The sequence below is a fragment of the Pseudomonas baetica genome (assembly GCF_051216495.1).
GTDB classification, from domain to species: domain Bacteria; phylum Pseudomonadota; class Gammaproteobacteria; order Pseudomonadales; family Pseudomonadaceae; genus Aquipseudomonas; species Aquipseudomonas baetica_B.
In genome coordinates, this window is the sequence record NZ_JBPKAM010000077.1 from 15,435 (window position 1) to 32,151 (window position 16,717).

The 16,717-nt window shown below is 59.4% G+C and carries 18 protein-coding genes and 1 pseudogene; 9 read left to right on the plus strand and 10 right to left on the minus strand.

What is annotated here, in order from left to right; genetic code table 11:
* Positions 1–116 precede the first annotated feature (116 nt).
* The 3 genes from ACSFE6_RS22985 to ACSFE6_RS22995 all read left to right on the plus strand — a co-directional run bounded on the left by ACSFE6_RS22985 (position 117) and on the right by ACSFE6_RS22995 (position 2,867).
* Complete coding sequence (locus ACSFE6_RS22985; RefSeq protein ID WP_435429727.1) at positions 117–1,340, plus strand: SfnB family sulfur acquisition oxidoreductase; 1,224 nt, start codon at positions 117–119, stop codon at positions 1,338–1,340.
* Between the two features lie 2 nt (positions 1,341–1,342).
* Positions 1,343–2,008 carry a methionine ABC transporter permease gene (locus tag ACSFE6_RS22990; RefSeq protein WP_435429728.1) on the plus strand — a complete coding sequence of 222 codons (666 nt, stop codon included), beginning with the start codon at positions 1,343–1,345 and terminating at the stop codon, positions 2,006–2,008.
* 88 nt (positions 2,009–2,096) lie between these two features.
* Positions 2,097–2,867 (plus strand): MetQ/NlpA family ABC transporter substrate-binding protein, encoded by a 771-nt coding sequence (locus tag ACSFE6_RS22995; RefSeq protein ID WP_435429729.1) that lies wholly within the window; start codon positions 2,097–2,099, stop codon positions 2,865–2,867.
* Between the two features lie 104 nt (positions 2,868–2,971).
* Here the strand turns inward: ACSFE6_RS22995 and soxR are convergent, their stop codons facing one another.
* On the minus strand, positions 2,972–3,445 hold the full coding sequence (gene soxR / locus ACSFE6_RS23000; protein ID WP_435429730.1) for a redox-sensitive transcriptional activator SoxR: 474 nt from the start codon (positions 3,443–3,445) through the stop codon (positions 2,972–2,974).
* Between the two features lie 96 nt (positions 3,446–3,541).
* Here soxR and ACSFE6_RS23005 point away from each other — a divergent pair, with 96 nt between their 5' ends.
* Positions 3,542–3,913 (plus strand): antibiotic biosynthesis monooxygenase, encoded by a 372-nt coding sequence (locus ACSFE6_RS23005; RefSeq protein WP_435429731.1) that lies wholly within the window; start codon positions 3,542–3,544, stop codon positions 3,911–3,913.
* Between the two features lie 5 nt (positions 3,914–3,918).
* Here ACSFE6_RS23005 and ACSFE6_RS23010 read toward each other — a convergent pair whose 3' ends face one another.
* The 4 genes from ACSFE6_RS23010 to msuE all read right to left on the minus strand — a co-directional run bounded on the left by ACSFE6_RS23010 (position 3,919) and on the right by msuE (position 8,090).
* Complete coding sequence (locus ACSFE6_RS23010; RefSeq protein WP_435429732.1) at positions 3,919–5,022, minus strand: sigma-54 interaction domain-containing protein; 1,104 nt, start codon at positions 5,020–5,022, stop codon at positions 3,919–3,921.
* Between the two features lie 24 nt (positions 5,023–5,046).
* Positions 5,047–6,234, minus strand: coding sequence for an acyl-CoA dehydrogenase family protein (locus tag ACSFE6_RS23015; RefSeq protein WP_435429733.1), 1,188 nt, complete (start codon positions 6,232–6,234; stop codon positions 5,047–5,049).
* A 136-nt stretch (positions 6,235–6,370) separates the two neighbouring features.
* A complete protein-coding gene (gene ssuD, locus ACSFE6_RS23020) occupies positions 6,371–7,516 on the minus strand; it encodes an FMNH2-dependent alkanesulfonate monooxygenase (RefSeq protein WP_435429734.1) in 1,146 nt (381 codons plus the stop codon).
* A 10-nt stretch (positions 7,517–7,526) separates the two neighbouring features.
* Complete coding sequence (gene msuE, locus ACSFE6_RS23025; RefSeq protein WP_435429735.1) at positions 7,527–8,090, minus strand: FMN reductase; 564 nt, start codon at positions 8,088–8,090, stop codon at positions 7,527–7,529.
* 409 nt (positions 8,091–8,499) lie between these two features.
* Between msuE and ACSFE6_RS23030 the strand changes: the two genes are divergently transcribed.
* From ACSFE6_RS23030 to ACSFE6_RS23045, 4 genes are all read left to right on the plus strand, one after another.
* Positions 8,500–8,769: a hypothetical protein gene (locus tag ACSFE6_RS23030; RefSeq protein ID WP_435429736.1), complete on the plus strand. Its 270-nt coding sequence runs from the start codon at positions 8,500–8,502 to the stop codon at positions 8,767–8,769.
* Positions 8,770–8,870: 101 nt separating this feature from the next.
* On the plus strand, positions 8,871–9,485 hold the full coding sequence (locus ACSFE6_RS23035; protein WP_435429737.1) for a LysE family translocator: 615 nt from the start codon (positions 8,871–8,873) through the stop codon (positions 9,483–9,485).
* Between the two features lie 205 nt (positions 9,486–9,690).
* A complete protein-coding gene (locus tag ACSFE6_RS23040; protein ID WP_435429738.1) occupies positions 9,691–10,848 on the plus strand; it encodes an aminotransferase class V-fold PLP-dependent enzyme in 1,158 nt (385 codons plus the stop codon).
* 65 nt (positions 10,849–10,913) lie between these two features.
* Positions 10,914–12,722, plus strand: coding sequence for an aminopeptidase P family protein (locus tag ACSFE6_RS23045; protein ID WP_435429739.1), 1,809 nt, complete (start codon positions 10,914–10,916; stop codon positions 12,720–12,722).
* Here the strand turns inward: ACSFE6_RS23045 and ACSFE6_RS23050 are convergent.
* From ACSFE6_RS23050 to ACSFE6_RS23060, 3 genes and pseudogenes are all read right to left on the minus strand, one after another.
* A pseudogene (locus ACSFE6_RS23050) lies at positions 12,715–13,014 on the minus strand (LysR substrate-binding domain-containing protein); the annotation flags it as partial. The gene ACSFE6_RS23045 and the pseudogene ACSFE6_RS23050 sit on opposite strands and share 8 nt — an antisense overlap.
* Positions 13,015–13,077: 63 nt before the next feature.
* Complete coding sequence (locus ACSFE6_RS23055; protein ID WP_435429740.1) at positions 13,078–13,668, minus strand: 2-hydroxychromene-2-carboxylate isomerase; 591 nt, start codon at positions 13,666–13,668, stop codon at positions 13,078–13,080.
* A gap of 36 nt (positions 13,669–13,704) precedes the next feature.
* Entirely contained in the window at positions 13,705–14,433 is a 729-nt protein-coding gene (locus ACSFE6_RS23060; RefSeq protein ID WP_435429741.1) for an SDR family oxidoreductase, read from the minus strand.
* Positions 14,434–14,525: 92 nt separating this feature from the next.
* Between ACSFE6_RS23060 and ACSFE6_RS23065 the strand changes: the two genes are divergently transcribed.
* Positions 14,526–15,086 carry a TetR/AcrR family transcriptional regulator gene (locus ACSFE6_RS23065; protein ID WP_435429742.1) on the plus strand — a complete coding sequence of 187 codons (561 nt, stop codon included), beginning with the start codon at positions 14,526–14,528 and terminating at the stop codon, positions 15,084–15,086.
* Positions 15,087–15,101: 15 nt separating this feature from the next.
* On the opposite strand, the gene ACSFE6_RS23070 is transcribed toward ACSFE6_RS23065, so the two are convergent.
* Positions 15,102–15,383, minus strand: a complete 282-nt coding sequence (locus ACSFE6_RS23070) for a hypothetical protein (RefSeq protein ID WP_435429743.1) — start codon at positions 15,381–15,383, stop codon at positions 15,102–15,104.
* A 167-nt stretch (positions 15,384–15,550) separates the two neighbouring features.
* Complete coding sequence (gene rhtA, locus ACSFE6_RS23075; RefSeq protein ID WP_435429744.1) at positions 15,551–16,438, minus strand: threonine/homoserine exporter RhtA; 888 nt, start codon at positions 16,436–16,438, stop codon at positions 15,551–15,553.
* Between the last annotated feature and the right edge of the window lie 279 nt (positions 16,439–16,717).

A 16,717-nucleotide genomic window follows, 5' to 3' on the forward strand; every position in this document is an offset into this window, starting at 1 on the left:
GCTTTGTCAGTCTCGAAACTTGCAAAAACCGCTGAAGCGCCCGAAAACACTGCGTCACGCACTCAGGCACAGAAGCTGCAATGACCCTCGATAAACACTGTTATCGAGAGTCTTGTATGCCTGCCTTGTCCGAATCAGCCGTCTATCCGATCAACCCTCCGGCCGCCCACCGCATCGCCGACGAAGCCGAAGCGCTGCGAGTCGCCGGGCAAGTCGCAGCCGTCCTCCTGGAGCAGTCCGCCGAGCGCGACCGCACCCGCCAGGTGCCCGCCGAGATCGTCGATCTGTACTCCAACAGCGGTTTGTGGGGCATCACCGTGCCGAAGGCATTCGGTGGTGCGCAGGTGTCCCATGCGGTGCTGGCGCAGGTCATTGCCATCATCTCGGCGGCCGACCCGTCCCTGGGGCAGATCCCGCAAAACCACTACTGCCTGCTGGAAGACATCCGCCTGCAAGGCACGCCGGAGCAGCAAGCGCATTTCTTCGCGCTGGCGCTGCAAGGTCATCGCTTTGCCAATGCCTTGTCGGAAACCGGCGGCAAGAACGTTCAGGACATTCAAACGACCATCCGCCGTTACGGCGACAGTTTTGTGATCAACGGGCGCAAGGGCTATTGCACTGGTTCGCTGTACGCCCACTGGTTGGCGGTATTGGCGCTGGATGAAGAGCAAAAGGGCCAGTTGGCGTTTGTCGAACGCGGTACGAAGGGCTTGGTGGTCGTCGACGATTGGGACAGCATCGGTCAGCGCACCACGTCCAGCGGCACTGTGTTGGCCGAGGAGCTGCACGTCCCGGCGTTCAACCTGTTCCCGACGTATCGCTCCTATGAAAGCCCGACCCTGGCCGGTTCCTTCGCCCAATTGACCACCGCCGCCATCGACGCCGGCATCGCCCGTGCCGCCCTGCGCGACACCATCGCGTTCGTCCAGCAGTCCGCCCGTCCATGGATCGACGCCGGTGTGGAAAAAGCCAGCGAAGACCCGCTGACCATCATTCAGGTCGGTGGCCTGGAAATTCGCCTGGAGGCCGCCGAGGCCTTGCTGGAACGGGCTGGTTTGGCACTGGACGCGGCGCGCCCGTCACCGGATGAGGACAATGTGGCTCGTGCCTCACTGGCAGTGGCCAAGGCCAAAGTACTGACCACCGAAATCGCCATCGAAGTTACCAACAAGCTGTTCGAACTGGGTGGCACTCGCTCGACCCTGAAGAAACACAATTTCGACCGCCACTGGCGCAACGCCCGGGTGCATACCTTGCACGACCCAGTGCGCTGGAAGTACCACGTGGTCGGCAACTGGCTGCTCAATGGCGTGAAGCCGCCACGTCATGACTGGTCGTGATCATGGCCGAATTGTTCAAGAACATTTATTGGGCCGACATCGGCCAGGCCTGCCTCGACACCCTGAGCATGCTCGGCGCGGCCCTCGGTTTTACCGTACTGCTGGGGCTGCCGCTGGGGGTGCTGCTGTTCCTCACTGGCAAGCGCCAGTTGCATGAAGCCGTCGGGGTTTACCGGGTGCTGTCGGTGATCGTGAACATGTTACGTTCGCTGCCGTTCATCATTTTGCTGATCGTGCTGATTCCCCTGACCACAGTTTTGGTGGGCACCTCGTTGGGCGTGCCGGGCACCATTCCGCCGCTGGTGGTGGGTTGCACGCCGTTCTTCGCGCGGCTGGTGGAAACCGCGCTGCGTGAGGTTGATCGAGGTGTGGTGGAAGCAACCCAGGCCATGGGCGCCAACACCTGGCAGATCATCCGCTACACCCTGCTGCCCGAGGCCCGGGGAGGGCTGTTGGCGGCGATCACGGTGACCGCGATTGTGCTGGTCGATTACACGGCGATGGCCGGGGTGATCGGGGGCGGAGGGCTGGGCGATCTGGCGATCCGCTATGGCTATCAACGATTCCAGACTGACGTGATGGTGGTCACCGTGGTGTTGCTGCTGGTGCTGGTCCAGGCCCTGCAAATGAGCGGTGACCGACTGGTGGCGCGCTATAGCCACCGCTGACGATTCGATTGCATTCAATTTAAAAGAAACAAAAATCCGGCCCCACGTCCGCCCCACGACGGCCACTAAATCTGCCTAGGAGCACAGCATGAAAAAGACCCTGGCCGTTCTGGCTGCCTTGATATCGTTGAGTGTTCACGCCAACGAAAAACTCACTGTCGGTGCTACACCGGTGCCTCACGCCGAGATCCTTGAGTTCGTCAAACCGACCCTGGCCAAGGAAGGCGTGGATCTGGACATCAAGGTATTTACCGACTTCATCCAGCCCAACCAACAACTGGCGCTGAAGAACCTCGACGCCAACTACTACCAGTACCGCCCGTTTCTCGATGACTACAACAAGACCCGTCACACCGATCTGGTGCCGGTGGTCGGTGTGCACATCGAACCGTTCGGTGCCTACTCGACCAAGATCAAAAACATCTCCGAACTGAAGGACGGCGCCACGGTGTCGATCCCCAACGACCCGGTGAATACCGGTCGCGCCTTGGTGCTGCTGCACGAAGCCGGGCTGATCAAACTCAAAGACCCGAGCAACACCCTGGCGACCCAGCGGGACATCGCCGAAAACCCCAAGCACCTGAAGATTCGTGAACTGGAAGGTGCGCTGCTGGCCCGTTCGGTGAGCCAGGTGGACTTGGCGTTCGTGTTTGCCAATTACGCGCTGGAAGCCGGGATCGACACCAACAGTGCGCTGATCGTCGAGAAGGGCAAGAGCCTGTACATCGAGTTCCTGGTGGCCCGGCCGGATAACATCAACGACCCGGGCCTGCAGAAACTGGCCAAGGCGCTGAACTCCGATGATGTTCGGCAGTTTATTTTGACCCGCTACAAGGGGCAGATTGCGCCGGGGTTCTAATTCTTCGCTGACTGACAAGACGCCTTCGCGAGCAGGCTCGCTCCCACAATGGATTTTGTGAACGCCACAGATCCAATGTGGGAGCGAGCCTGCTCGCGAAGGGCTCAACTCAATTTTGGATCACCCCCCGATTCCAGCAGCTGCGCCCCCGGCCCCTGTTCCCCAAGCACATCGCCAAAATTGCGTAGCGGACAGGCCTCCATCGACAAACACCCGCAACCAATGCAGCCATTGAGCTTGTCGCGCAACAACGTGAGTTGATTGATCCGCTCATCCAGATCCCGCCGCCATTGCGCCGATAACACCTGCCAATCCGCCGCCGTCGGTGCGCGATTGTTTGGCAGGTTTTTCAGCGCCTCGCCAATTTCCGCCAGTGGAATCCCCAATCGCTGCGCTACCTTGATCAACGCCACCCGCCGCAACACTTCCCGTGGATAACGCCGCTGGTTGCCCGGGTTGCGGTTGCTTTTGATCAAACCCTTGGACTCATAAAAGTGCAGCGCCGTGACTGCCACGCCGCTGCGTGCCGCCAATTGGCCGACGGTGAGCTCCTTGTGCAGATTCTCCGAGGTGATCATTTGAAAAATTGCCTATTGACCTCTAGTTAACTAGAGGTTTTAACCTGCACGCCTTCGGATCGCAAGATCCGTCTTACAGGTAGTGGGGGACTCTTCATGCAAGCACCACAGCACAATCGCAGCTTCAGCCAATTGATCGAATTCGAGATCGAACCCCATCAGCAACCGGCATTGGTGTTGGCGTTATCGCAGCAAACGGAGCAACTGGCCCAGCATTACAGCGGTTTTCTGAGCGCGAGCATCCAGGTCAGCGATGACGGTCGGCGGGTGCTCAATTATTTGCAATGGCAGACCCGCGAGGCCGGGGAAGCCGCTTTCCGCAGTTTTGAAAGCGGCGAACAGGATTTCTGGCAACTGATTCACGCCCATCAGGCGAAAACCGTGACCTTTGGCTCGTTCCAGGTGTTGCACAGTCTGGAACGTAGTCACGATAACGCCCTGCATTGCAATCTGGTGCAGTCAAGGTAAAGAGCTTAGATCGATAACTGCATCAGGCGCTCGCCTTGCACGTTTTCCGCAGGTCGACGCTTGTTGACCGCCAGTTCACCGATCTTGATCAGGCGCGTGCGGGTTACGTTGCGGCTTAAACCCAGCAGGGCAGCGGTATGCACCTGGTTGTAGTGGCAGAAGCGATAGGCTGCACGCAGCAAGGCGTCTTCGACTTTCTCGTGCAAGGCACCTGCCTGTGACTCGAAGAGTTTTTGAAAGGCCCGGTCAAGCAGGGCTTCGGCGGAGTCGTCGAACGGCGTGTGGTGGTCGTCCTGACGCTCGATGCGCATGTTCGACAGGCGCAGATCATCGCGCTCGATCACGCCGTTGCGGCAAATCAGCAGGGTGTGGTGAATAACGTTTTCCAGTTCGCGAATGTTGCCCGGCCAACTGTAGCTGCGCAGCTTCAGTTCGGCCTCTTTGCTGATGGTGATGCTGCCGTAGCCCAGGCGCTGGCTGTAAGCGTCGATGAAATGACGAGTCAGAGGCAGGATGTCGCCCGGGCGCTCGCGCAGCGGGCTCAGCTCCAGGCTGACCACGTCGAGCCGGTAGTACAGGTCTTCGCGGAAATGGCCGGCGTTGATGGCTTTTTCCAGTTGCACGTTGGTCGCTGCCAGGACGCGCACGTTGATGGGAATGCTCTTGCGCGACCCCAGGCGCACCACTTCGCGCTCCTGCAACACCCGCAGCAATTTGACCTGGATCGCCATCGGCAAATCGCCGATTTCATCGAGGAACAGCGTGCCGCCGTCCGCCTCTTCGAACCAGCCGGCCTTGGCGCTCAAAGCGCCGGTGAAAGCGCCTTTTTCATGGCCAAACAGCTCGGCCTCGACCAGGGATTCGGAGAAGGCGCCGCAGTTCACCGCCACGAACGGCCGGTTGCGCCGGGCGCTGAGGTTGTGGATATGTCGCGCCACCAGCTCCTTGCCGGTGCCGGTTTCGCCGATGATCAGCACGCTGGCTTCGCTCGGGGCGATTTGTTGCAGGTGCGCGAGCAAGGCCTGGGATTTCGGATCTTCGAACACTTGGGCCGTGGCACGGATCGATGTCGCCAGAGCGGGCGAGGGCGGTAAGGTCAGCAGTTGCATAAGGCACGCTCCATGGAGGGCAGGCTAGGAATAGAAAGTCGGAATCGGCAAGGCCTGGTTCAGCGCCCAGTCACCCAGTTCGTGAATTTTGTAGTCCACCGGGTCATGCAGGGTCTGGGTGCGCAGGTTGCGCCAGTGACGGTCCAGGCGCAGCGACGCGTGGGTCGAGCGTGCGCCGGTCACTTCGAACAAGCGGCTACACAGCTCCAGGCCATTGCGGGTTGCGGCGACTTTGGCCGTGGCGATGGCTGTGGCCAGGTGTCCACGCTCCTCGGCACTGAGGTCCGGACCCTTGGCCCAAGCCTTGTCGAGCAATTGCGCGGCACGCTCCACCAACAGACGCACGCCTTCGAGGGCGACCCAGAATTCGCCGTAGTGACCGAGTACGTAAGGGTCCTGGCGCACATCCCGTGCCGTGGACTTGTGCCATGGCCGAGTCTCGGTCAGGGTGTATTGCCGCGCTTCCTCGAAGGCGCCCTCGGCGATACCAAGGAACATGTGGGTGAAGGTGAGCTGGGCAATCAACGGGCGCAGGCAGGCGAACGGTGTACTCAATGGACCGGGATCGAGCAGCAGTTCAGATTCTTCGACCCGCACCCGTTCGAAGGTGGCACTGCCGCTGTCGGTCTGACGCTGGCCCATGTTGTTCCAGTCGTTGTGCAAGGTGATGCCACTACGGCCGCTGGGAATGGCGGCGATTAACAGCTTGCCACCGGCGCTTTCATCCACTGCAGAGGCGATCAGCATCTCCGAATCGCTGGCGCCGGAGCAGAAACTTTTCTTGCCGGAAAACTCGCGCCAGCCACCGAGGTTTTTCACCACGGTGCGGGTGTCCAGCGGGTTGAGGGCATTACCCCAGAACCAGTTCTTGCGCGCCGTTTGTTCGAACCACGGCTGCCATTGCTCGGGCCGGGCAAACAGTCGCACGGTGGCGAGCATCAGGTGATGGAAGCCGAACACGTGGGCAATCGAACTGTCGACCTTGGCGAACTCGCGCACGATGCTCAGGGTTTCACTCCAGTTGGCACCGACGCCACCAAAGCGGGTGGGAATACTTAACGCCAGCAGGCCGCTGTGGCGCAGGGCATCGCGCTCGGCCTTGGGCGTACCGCCACGTTCGTCACGTTCGACGGCGGTCAAGGCGAAACCGGCGGCCAATTGGCGGGCGGTTTGCAGCGGGGATATCAGGGCGCTGTGCGGTTTGGCAGTCACGCGGTGTTCCTTCTAAAAATCGACGCCGATGCCCTGTGGGAGCGAGCCTGCTCGCGAATGCAGTCTGTCAGCCAACATCATTGTTGAATGTGAGATAGCTTTCGCGAGCAGGCTCGCTCCCACAGGGATTGCAGAGTCAGGCAGAGACTTTGGCCGGGAGCACATCATTGGCAATCATTTCGCCGAACGGCCCGGTCAGGTTGGTGACTCCGCGTCCGGCCAGGCTGGCGTACGGCTCCGGCAACAACGGGAACACCAGTTCGGCAAAGCGATACGCTTCTTCGAGATGTGGATAACCGGAGAAAATGAAACTCTCGATTCCCAGGTCCGCGTACTCCTTGATGCGCGCCGCGACTTGCTGCGGATCGCCCACCAGTGCTGTCCCGGCACCACCGCGCACCAGGCCGACGCCGGCCCACAAATTGGGTGAAATTTCCAGGTTGTCGCGACGCCCGTCGTGCAGGGCTGCCATGCGGCGCTGGCCTTCGGAATCGAAGCGCGAAAATGATTTCTGTGCGGCGGCGATGGTGTCGTCGCTGATGTGCTCGATCAGTTTGTCCGCGGCTTTCCACGCCTCTTCAGCCGTTTCGCGCACGATCACATGCAGGCGAATGCCGAACTTTACGGTACGCCCGTGACGCGCGGCCCGTTCACGGACATCCGCAAGCTTTTGCGCCACGGCGGCCGGTGGTTCTCCCCAGGTCAGGTAAACATCGACCTGCTCTGCGGCCAGGTCATGCGCAGCATCGGACGAACCACCGAAATACAGCGGCGGATAGGGCTTCTGCACTGGTGGATACAACGCCTTGGCGTTCTGCACCCGCAAGTGTTTGCCTTCGAAGTCCACGGCTTCGCCCTGCAATACCCGGCGCCAGATCTTCAGGAATTCGTCGGTGACTTCGTAGCGTTCACGGTGATCGAGGAAACTGCCATCACCACGGTTTTCATCGGGATCCCCTCCCGTCACGACGTTGATCAGCAAGCGACCATTGGAGAGGCGATCGAGAGTGGCGGCCATGCGCGCGGACACAGTGGGTGAAATGATCCCGGGACGAATCGCTACCAGATAACGCAGGCGTTCGGTCAACGGCACCAGCGCCGAAGCAATCACCCACGAGTCCTCGCAAGAACGCCCGGTGGGAATCAATACGCCGTGGTAACCGAGGCTGTCGGCGGCCTGGGCCACTTGCTTCAAGTAGTTGAGCGTGACCGGGCGTGCACCTTGAGTCGTGCCCAGGTAATGACCGTCGCCGTGGGTGGGCAGAAACCAGAAAACATCCATGAAAAAGTCCTTAAGCGATTTTCAGCAGGTTGTCGGGATGCGCACCGAACAGCGGTGCGGCGCGTTCTGCTGCCAGTTGAATGCGGGCCTTGAGCAGGTCGCTGGTGATTTGGTAGTTGGAAAAATCGGCTTCGGTGGCATACACGCCAATCGGCAAGGTCAACGCCTGGAAGAAACTGAACAGCGGCCGCAGCTGATGATCGAGCACCAGCGCATGGCGCTCGCTGCCGCCGGTGGCGGCCAGCAACACCGGGGTGTTGATCAGCGCATTCAGATCAATCAGGTCAAACAGATGCTTGAGCAGGCCAGGGTAGGACCCGCGAAAAACCGGTGCGGCCACGATCAGCAGGTCGGCGTTTTCGATGGCCTGCAGTTCGCCTTCGATGTCCGCACTCACTTCCTGACGGGACAGCGCCGCACCCAATGGCCGGGCGATATCGCCCAATTCGATCAGCTTGCTCTCGATCGGCAGTTGCTTGGCCAATTGCGCCAACAGCGCTTGGGTCAACACCAGGGTGCGGGAGGGACGCCAGGTGCCGCCGGAGAGGGCGACGACGTTCAACGGACGCGACATGATCAGTTCCTTTTTAAACAGTTACTGGGGGAGCAGTGAGTCATCACTGGACTTATCCCCACGGAGCAAGAGCTGTACCAATCCCTCGAAGCCACGGTTTACAAGGCTTGCAGCGTGTTGATCAGTCCACGCTGTTGATTTTTCAGGGCTGTTTGTTGAATGGCTGTTGCCTGGCGAACAGTTGCGTGAGCAACAGTTCGCCAGCGGATGGCGTTGTTATAAAGCTTCGTTTTTATTCCGTAAAAGAAGTTAAATTAATATTTATAGTTCTTTTTTGAATATGCGACTTGGATAGGCATCAGATTGGAAAAAACCAATAGCGACTATCGAGAGCGTTGATTTCTACCCGTCCGAAGGCACGAGTAGCCTGTGTTCATTGCCCCGAACCCAGATCGCCAGGACGCTCGACATGAAAACGCTGATCACCACTTTCCTGCTGCTGACCCTTTCCGTTCTCGCCGGATGTGCCAGTCATGTTTCCCCGGAATTGCGGCCTTACACCGCCGAAGAAACCCGTGAACTGGCGCTGGAAGCGTTGAATCGCCGCGGTTTGTCCTTCGACGAGTACCACGCGAAAAAGGCCGAATTGCTCGGTCAGCCGCAGAAGACTTTCGGTTTCGATAAGCAGGGCGAAATGAATGCCGAACGAGCTGTACAGTTGCACGGTCGTCAGAGTTGATTGGGAACTGTACTGCTCGAATTTTCGCCCAACTGTCCATGGGTTTCCCTGGAGGTGTGCGATAGGGTCATGACTTGACCGACCCTGATGGACTGCCACCCATGACACTCTCCCTCGATCTGCTGCTGGGCTTTGCCCTGTTTGCCCTTGTCACCTCGATCACGCCCGGCCCGAACAACACGATGTTGCTGGCATCCGGCGTGAACTTCGGCTTTAACCGCACCATCCCCCATATGCTGGGTATTACCTGCGGCTTCTTCGTGCTCGTCGTGGCGGTCGGGTTCGGTTTAGGCGCGGTGTTCCAGACGTACCCGTTGCTCTATACCGTGCTGCGTTACGTCGGTGCGGCCTACTTGCTGTATCTGGCGTGGAAAATCGCTCATTCCGGGCCGGTTTCCGACAGTGAGAAGGGCGAGGCCAAACCCATCAGCTACCTGGGCGCCGCCGCGTTCCAGTGGGTCAACCCCAAGGCCTGGATCATGGCCATCGGTGCCATCAGCACCTACACACCGATGCAGGGCTATTTCACCAACGTCATCGTGATTGCTGCGGTGTTCGCGATCATCAACCTGCCGAGCGTCGGTGTCTGGGCCGCGTGCGGCACCCTGTTGCGCAATGTCCTGAAGGATCGCCGTTGGTTGCGTCTGTTCAACTGGGGCATGGCCGCGTTGCTTGTCGCATCGCTGTATCCGATCTTGCTGGAAAGCTTTCGCTGACGCACTGCTTCATCCGGTTGCCCGATGCCTGTTAAGCTCGCCTTTCAGGAGCGTTCCTACGCACTTTTAATGAAGTTGTACTTCTTTAACGGCATCCGATCAGGTATTGGTAACGTTCTGAAACCTCGGCGCAGCTCACAAGGCTGCGTCTTGACGTTTACAGTCACGAGCTTCCTGATCCCGGAACACGCTCTGCGAGTCTTTTATGAATAAACGTCCGTTGTATTTCGACTACGCCGCCACCACGCCGGTGGATGAGCGGGTCATCAAGGTGATGGTCGAGTGTCTGGGGTTGAGCGGCAATTTCGGCAACCCGGCTTCCAGCTCCCACGCGTTCGGGCAACAGGCCCGGCAATCGGTCGAGCAGGCGCGACGTCAGGTCGCCGAACTGGTGGGTGCCCTCCCTGAACAGATCGTCTGGACCTCCGGTGCTACCGAATCCAATAATCTTGCCCTCAAGGGTGTCAGCCAGGCGCGGGGCGTTGCCGGCGGTCACATCATCACCAGCCAGATCGAACACAAGGCTATTCTCGACACCGCGAAACAGCTGCAGGACGCCGGTGTTGCGGTGACCTGGCTGGTGCCGGGCGCCGATGGCCTGATCACCCCGCAAGCAGTCAGCGAAGCCATGCGTGAGGACACCTTCCTGGTGTCGCTGATGTTGGTCAACAACGAGTTGGGCACCGTCAACGACATCCCGGCCATCGGCCAGGTGGTACGCGATCGCGGTGCGCTGTTCCATGTCGACGCGGCTCAGGGCGCAGGCAAAGTGGCGATCGATCTGGCCGCGTGGCCGGTGGACCTGATGTCGTTTTCCGCGCACAAACTCTATGGCCCCAAGGGTATTGGCGCGCTGTATGTCGGTCCGCGGGCACAACAGCGCCTGCTGGCGCAGATCCACGGCGGCGGGCACGAGGGCGGTTTGCGCTCCGGCACCCTGGCGACCCATCAGATCGTCGCCATGGGCGAGGCCTTTGCGTTGGCGGCGCAATCGTTCGATGCCGAAAAAGCCAGGGTCGTACAATTGCGTGAACGGCTTCTTGAGTCTCTGCTGAGTATTCCGGGCGTGCGGCTCAATGGCAGTCCGAGCCAACGCATTCCACACACCCTGAGCCTGACCTTCGGTGAAGGTGAGTTCAATTCGACGGCATTGCTCGCTTCCATCGCGTTTTCCGCGACCTCGGCTTGTAATTCCGCCAGCAATGCACCGTCCCATGTGCTGTTGGCCCTGGGGCATGACGCGCGTTTGGCCAGTCGCACCATCCGCTTGAGTCTGGGGCGTTTCACCACCGAGCAGGACATCGATCAAGCGGCACAACTGATTAAAGCGGCCTGCGCCAGTGCTCCGGCATTCTGGCAATAGGGCAAAAAAGCGCCGGCACTGATCGGCACATGACAATAAATGATGAGTGGTTAGCAGGAGTCACGATGAGTACGCAGTCTTCGATCAATGGATCGGTGCCCCAGCGCCTGGCGCAAACCCGCGAGCTGATGAGCCGGGAGGGCATTCACGCGCTTCTGGTGCCGTCGGCCGACCCGCACCTCTCCGAATACCTGCCGGGCTACTGGCAAGGGCGGCAGTGGTTGTCCGGTTTCCATGGCTCGGTCGGCACCCTGATCGTGACCCCGGATTTCGCCGGTGTCTGGGCCGACAGCCGTTACTGGGAGCAAGCGACCAAGGAGCTCAAGGGCAGCGGTATCGAGCTGGTCAAGCTGCAACCGGGTCAGCCGAGCCCGCTGGACTGGCTGGCCGAACAAACCCCTGAGGGCGGTGTGGTGGCGGTCGATGGTGCAGTAATGGCCGTGGCCTCGGCGCGTACCCTGGGCAGCAAACTCGAAGAGCGTGGTGCGCGCCTGCGCACCGACATCGATCTGTTGAGCGAAGTCTGGAGCGATCGCCCGATCCTGCCGAACGAACCGATTTATCAGCACTTGCCACCGCAAGCCTCTGTCAGCCGTGGCGAAAAACTCGCCAAGCTGCGGGAAACCATGCAAGCGAAGGGGGCCGACTGGCACTTTATCGCCACCCTCGATGACATCGCCTGGTTGTTCAATCTGCGCGGCGCCGATGTGTCGTTCAACCCGGTGTTCGTGTCTTTCGCCCTGATCAGCCCGCAGCAGGCCACCCTGTTCGTGGCGCTGAGCAAGGTCGATGCCGAACTGCGTGCGGTGCTTGAACAGGACGGCGTGACCCTGCGCGATTACAGCGAAGTGGGCGATGCCCTGCGTGCCGTGCCTGGCGGTGCGAGCCTGCTGGTCGACCCGGCACGCGTAACGGCGGGGTTGCTGGACAACCTCGACAGCGGCGTCACGCTGATCGAAGGCCTGAACCCGACCACCCTGGCCAAGTCGCAGAAGAGCCTGGCCGATGCCGAGCACATTCGTCAGGCCATGGAGCAGGACGGCGCGGCACTCTGTGAGTTCTTCACCTGGCTCGACTCGGCGCTGGGCCGTGAGCGCATCACCGAGCTGACCATCGACGAAAAACTCACTGCCGCGCGTGAACGCCGTCCAGGTTATGTATCGCTGAGTTTCAACACCATTGCCGCGTACAACGCCAATGGCGCCATGCCGCATTACCACGCCACCGAAGAAGAACATGCGGTGATCGAAGGCGACGGCCTGCTGCTGATCGACTCTGGCGGCCAGTATGTGGGCGGTACCACCGATATCACCCGGATGGTGGCGGTGGGTACTCCGACCGAAGAGCAGAAGCGCGATTGCACCCGCGTACTCAAGGGCGTGATTGCTCTGTCTCGCGCACGTTTCCCCAAAGGCATTCTGTCGCCGCTGCTGGACGCCATCGCCCGCGCGCCGATCTGGGCTGACAATGTCGACTACGGTCACGGCACCGGTCACGGCGTCGGCTATTTCCTCAATGTTCACGAAGGTCCGCAAGTCATCGCCTATCAAGCCGCGCCTGCGCCGCAAACCGCGATGCAACCGGGCATGATCACCTCCATCGAACCGGGCACTTACCGTCCTGGTCGCTGGGGCGTGCGCATCGAGAACCTGGCAATGAACCGCGAGGCGGGCAGCAGCGAATTCGGTGAGTTCCTGAAATTCGAAACCCTGACCCTGTGCCCGATCGACACCCGCTGCCTGGAAACGTCGTTGCTGACGCAAGAGGAAAAACAGTGGTTCAACGCTTACCACGCTGAAGTGCGCGAGCGTTTGAGTCCGTTGATCAGCGGCGCGGCCCTTGAGTGGTTGAACAATCGCACGGCGGCTATTTGATCGATTGCAGCTCTTTAATCGATTGAAGCTCTGGCGCTGACTCCAGCGCCAGCGCCATGTAATCGACAAAGGCTTTGACCCTGGCGGATTGGCGACGATTCGCCGGGGACACGGCGTGTATGGGCAGCGACTGCGCGGTGTAATCCTGCAAAATCGCCGTCACTCTTCCGGCTTTCAGGTCCTCGCTGAACAGCCATACTGGCGACAACGCGATTCCCATTCCTCCCAGCACCATCTCGCGAATCGCTTCGGAGTTGTTGCTTTGTGCATTGCCCTTGATCCGTATCTCATGCCCCTCGTACGCCCATGCGCTGCTTCTATCGGGAGCGGCGCAGGGGCGGTTGGTCATCGAGATTTAGCTCAAGGCTTCACGGACGAACTCCAGGCGGTCCTGGCCGAAGAACAGTTGATCATCGACAAACATGCTTGGGGCACCGAACACACCGCGCTGAACCGCTTTCTCGGTGTTGTCCTTGAGCACGGCTTTGACTTCCTCATCGGCAGTCAGCGCCAGCACTTCTTCGGGGTTGAAGCCGCCCTCAATCAGAACAGCGGCAACGGTTGCCGGTTCATCGAGACTGCGGCCATCAACCCACAACGCTTTGAACAGGCAATCGATGAAGGTGGCGAAGCGCTCGGGATGACGCATTTGCATACCGGTGACGGCTCGCATGAGCATCAGGGTGTTGATCGGAAAATGCGGATTGAATTTCAGCGGCACGCCATAGCGTTTTGCATAACGGTCGAGGTCTTGAAACATGTAGCGACCTTTGGCCGGAATGGCTGCCGGGGTGGCATTGCCGGTGGCTTTGAACACGCCGCCGAGCAGGATCGGGACATAGATCAACTGGCTGTCGGTTTGCTCGCAGATTTTGGGTAACTGGGTGTAAGCCAGGTAGGTGGCGGGGCTACCCAGGTCAAACAGGAACTCCACGGTTTTACTCATAGTCTGTGCACTCTATTTATTGTTGTAGGGGAGGGCTTACCAGCGTTCGCTCCAGGGGCGCAGGTCCAGCTCGAAGGTCCAGGCGTCGCGGGGCTGGCTGTGCAGGTACCAGTAATTTTCGGCAATGTGCTCGGGGTTGAGAATGCCGTCCTGGTCCTTGGTCGCGTACTTTTCGGGGAAGTTGTCTCGGATGAAGTCGGTATCGATGGCGCCGTCGACGACGATGTGCGCGACATGAATGTTCATCGGTCCGAGTTCACGGGCCATGCTTTGCGCCAGTGCACGAATCCCGTGCTTGGCTCCGGCGAATGCGGCAAAGCCGGCGGCACCGCGCATGCCGGCGGTAGCACCGGTAAACAGGATCGTACCCCGTTGGCGCTTGGCCATGCGCCTGGCCACTTCCCGGGCATTGAGAAACCCTGAGAAACAGGCCATTTCCCAAATCTTGAAATACTTGCGGGCCGTTTCTTTGAGGATGCTGCAAGGCACGTTGGCGCCGATGTTGAACACGAACGCTTCAATCGGGCCAATCTCGCTTTCAATTTGCTCGATCAGTGCCACCACGTCTTCTTCCTTGCGGGCATCGCAGGCAAATCCGCGGGCTTCACCACCGGAGGCCTTGATGGATTCCACCAAGGGCTGGAGCTTGTCCGCGCTGCGGCGAGTCACGCAGGCAACAAATCCTTCCTGTGCAAAGCGCTTGGCAATGGCGCCGCCGGTGGCGTCACCTGCGCCGACAACCAGTACGACCTTCTTGTTATTCATGGGCGGATCCCTTTGGTAAACGATCGTTAACTAAACGAACGTTATGCTACGATTCAACCAACGTCAAGGCGATCAACTCTGAGGGAAGGGCAATGCGTTACTCGGCCAATCACAAGCTGGAAACACGGGAGAAGCTGCTACAGAGCAGCGCGGTGTCTGCCAAGAAGGCCGGCTTTTCCACGGTGGGTGTCGATGGCTTGATGAAAGCGATCGGTTTGAGTGGCGGGGCTTTTTACAGCCACTTCTCGTCGAAGGATGAGTTGTTCGCTTCAATCGTCGAACATGAATTGCGCCAGAGTCTGGAGCGATTGGGGGCTGATCAGGATCGCGACAAGCTAGAACGCTGCTTGAAACGCTATCTCAACATGGCCCATGTCGAGCATCCGGAAACAGGCTGTGCGCTGCCTGCCTTGGGGGCCGAGATTGCCCGTTCCGATGAGAGGATTCGACAACAGGCGGAGCATTGGATTTGTCAGCTTCAGCAGAGTTGGGCGCAGGTGCTGGAGAGTGACAGCCTGGCCTGGGCCATTCTTTCGCAATGTGTCGGAGCGCTGGTGGTGGCGCGGATGCTCGCCACGCCGGAACTTCAGCATACTGTGCTGAAGTCCAGTTACGATGAAATCGGCCGTCAGATCTCGAGTCCGGGAATCTGACGGCACGCTATCAAATTACTTGCAGATGACGATCATGCTGCGGCTGGTATAGCCCGCGGGGTTGAGGCCGAATGGATAGTCACCGGGCTCTTCCACGGCGTCCCCGGACTTGGCGATGACCTTGTAGCCCTTGGGGGCGCACGAGTTGGCAGCACTGGCGTAGCACTTGTCCCAAGAGGATGACAGTCCTGAACAGTTGATGTGCAGCCCTTTCTTGCCGTGCTTCGTCTGTGTTTTCGATGTCGCCGCGCAGCCCGCAACTGCAAGTACGGCGATCAGTATCAAAATTCGTTTCATTGCTGTCCTTGGTGCATTTCCGGATCTGGCGCCCGGTCTGGCAGTAGTCGCTTTCGCTTGAAGCGTTCTGATATCCCTATTCTGGAAAATCCATGTCTGGCACTGGGTTGCGGACCCAACCATGGCCTAAATGAGCAGCAAATACCAGTACCTCGTCGAATCCGGTATCAATCCGCCGCAACGGCGGGCTTGGCGGTACTGCCCATGGTCATGGTGGCACCGACGGAAGCCAGAATGATGCAGAGGATAGCCATCCACTGTGACAGGGAGAGGTATTCATGGAGGAACAGCAAGCCCGACAGTGCGCCGAAAGCCGGTTCGATGCTCATCAATGTGCCAAAAGTTCTGGCCGGCATGCGCGTGAGGGCGACCATCTCCAGTGTGTAGGGGAGGGCGGTGGACAGAATGGCGACACCGATGGCTACCGGGATCAGCGATGGAGTCAGCAGTGCGGCACCGGCATGAACAATGCCGATGGGCGCTACGAACAGCGCCGCAATCATCACGCCCAGCGCAGCAGTCTGCACGCCATTGTCAGCGCCAGCCTTTTGACCGAAAAGAATGTATAGCGCCCAGCAGGCCCCAGCGCCCAACGCATACCCGGCACCCAGCAGATCGATACCCGCTGTAGTAGCACCTGTCGGTATCAGCAGCAGCAAACCGACAGCTGCGAGGGCGATCCATAGAAAGTCGATTGCCCGGCGTGAAGCGTAAATGGCAACGGCCAATGGCCCGGTGAATTCCAGCGCCACTGCAATACCCAGAGGCACAGTGCGCAAGGACATATAGAAGAGGAAATTCATGCCGCCCAGCGCCATGCCGTAGACGATGACGGTGCGCAGAGACCTTGCTGTCAGTTTCGCCCGCCATGGGCGCAGCAGGAGCAACATGATTACGCTAGCAAAGATCAACCGCAGGGTTGTGGTGCCTTGAGCGCCGATAATCGGGAACATGCTTTTGGCCAAGGAGGCACCGGACTGGATCGATGCCATGGCTATTAATAGCAGGCCGACCGAAAACAAGGTCGAGGCAAGGCTGCGAGGCTGATCGTTCATTGAGAGGCATCGTCCGAAGTTGGGAGCTTGGGTGCTGTTCTTGATGTTGGGCAATATATTGCGCAATCGTCGCTGGCGCGTCTATATATAGGTACTAATTTGTTCCCGTTGATAGAAAAACCAAATCAGGGCTTGACGGCAGATTTCAGGTGTCTATAATTCGCCCCACTTCCGGCGCAGTCGAAACGGAAAACTCCTTGGTAAACAACGAGTTACGCAGTTTTCGGCAGTAGGTTGCTTCAGGTCATCGAAGCTGAAAGGAAGTTGAAAAAGAGGTGT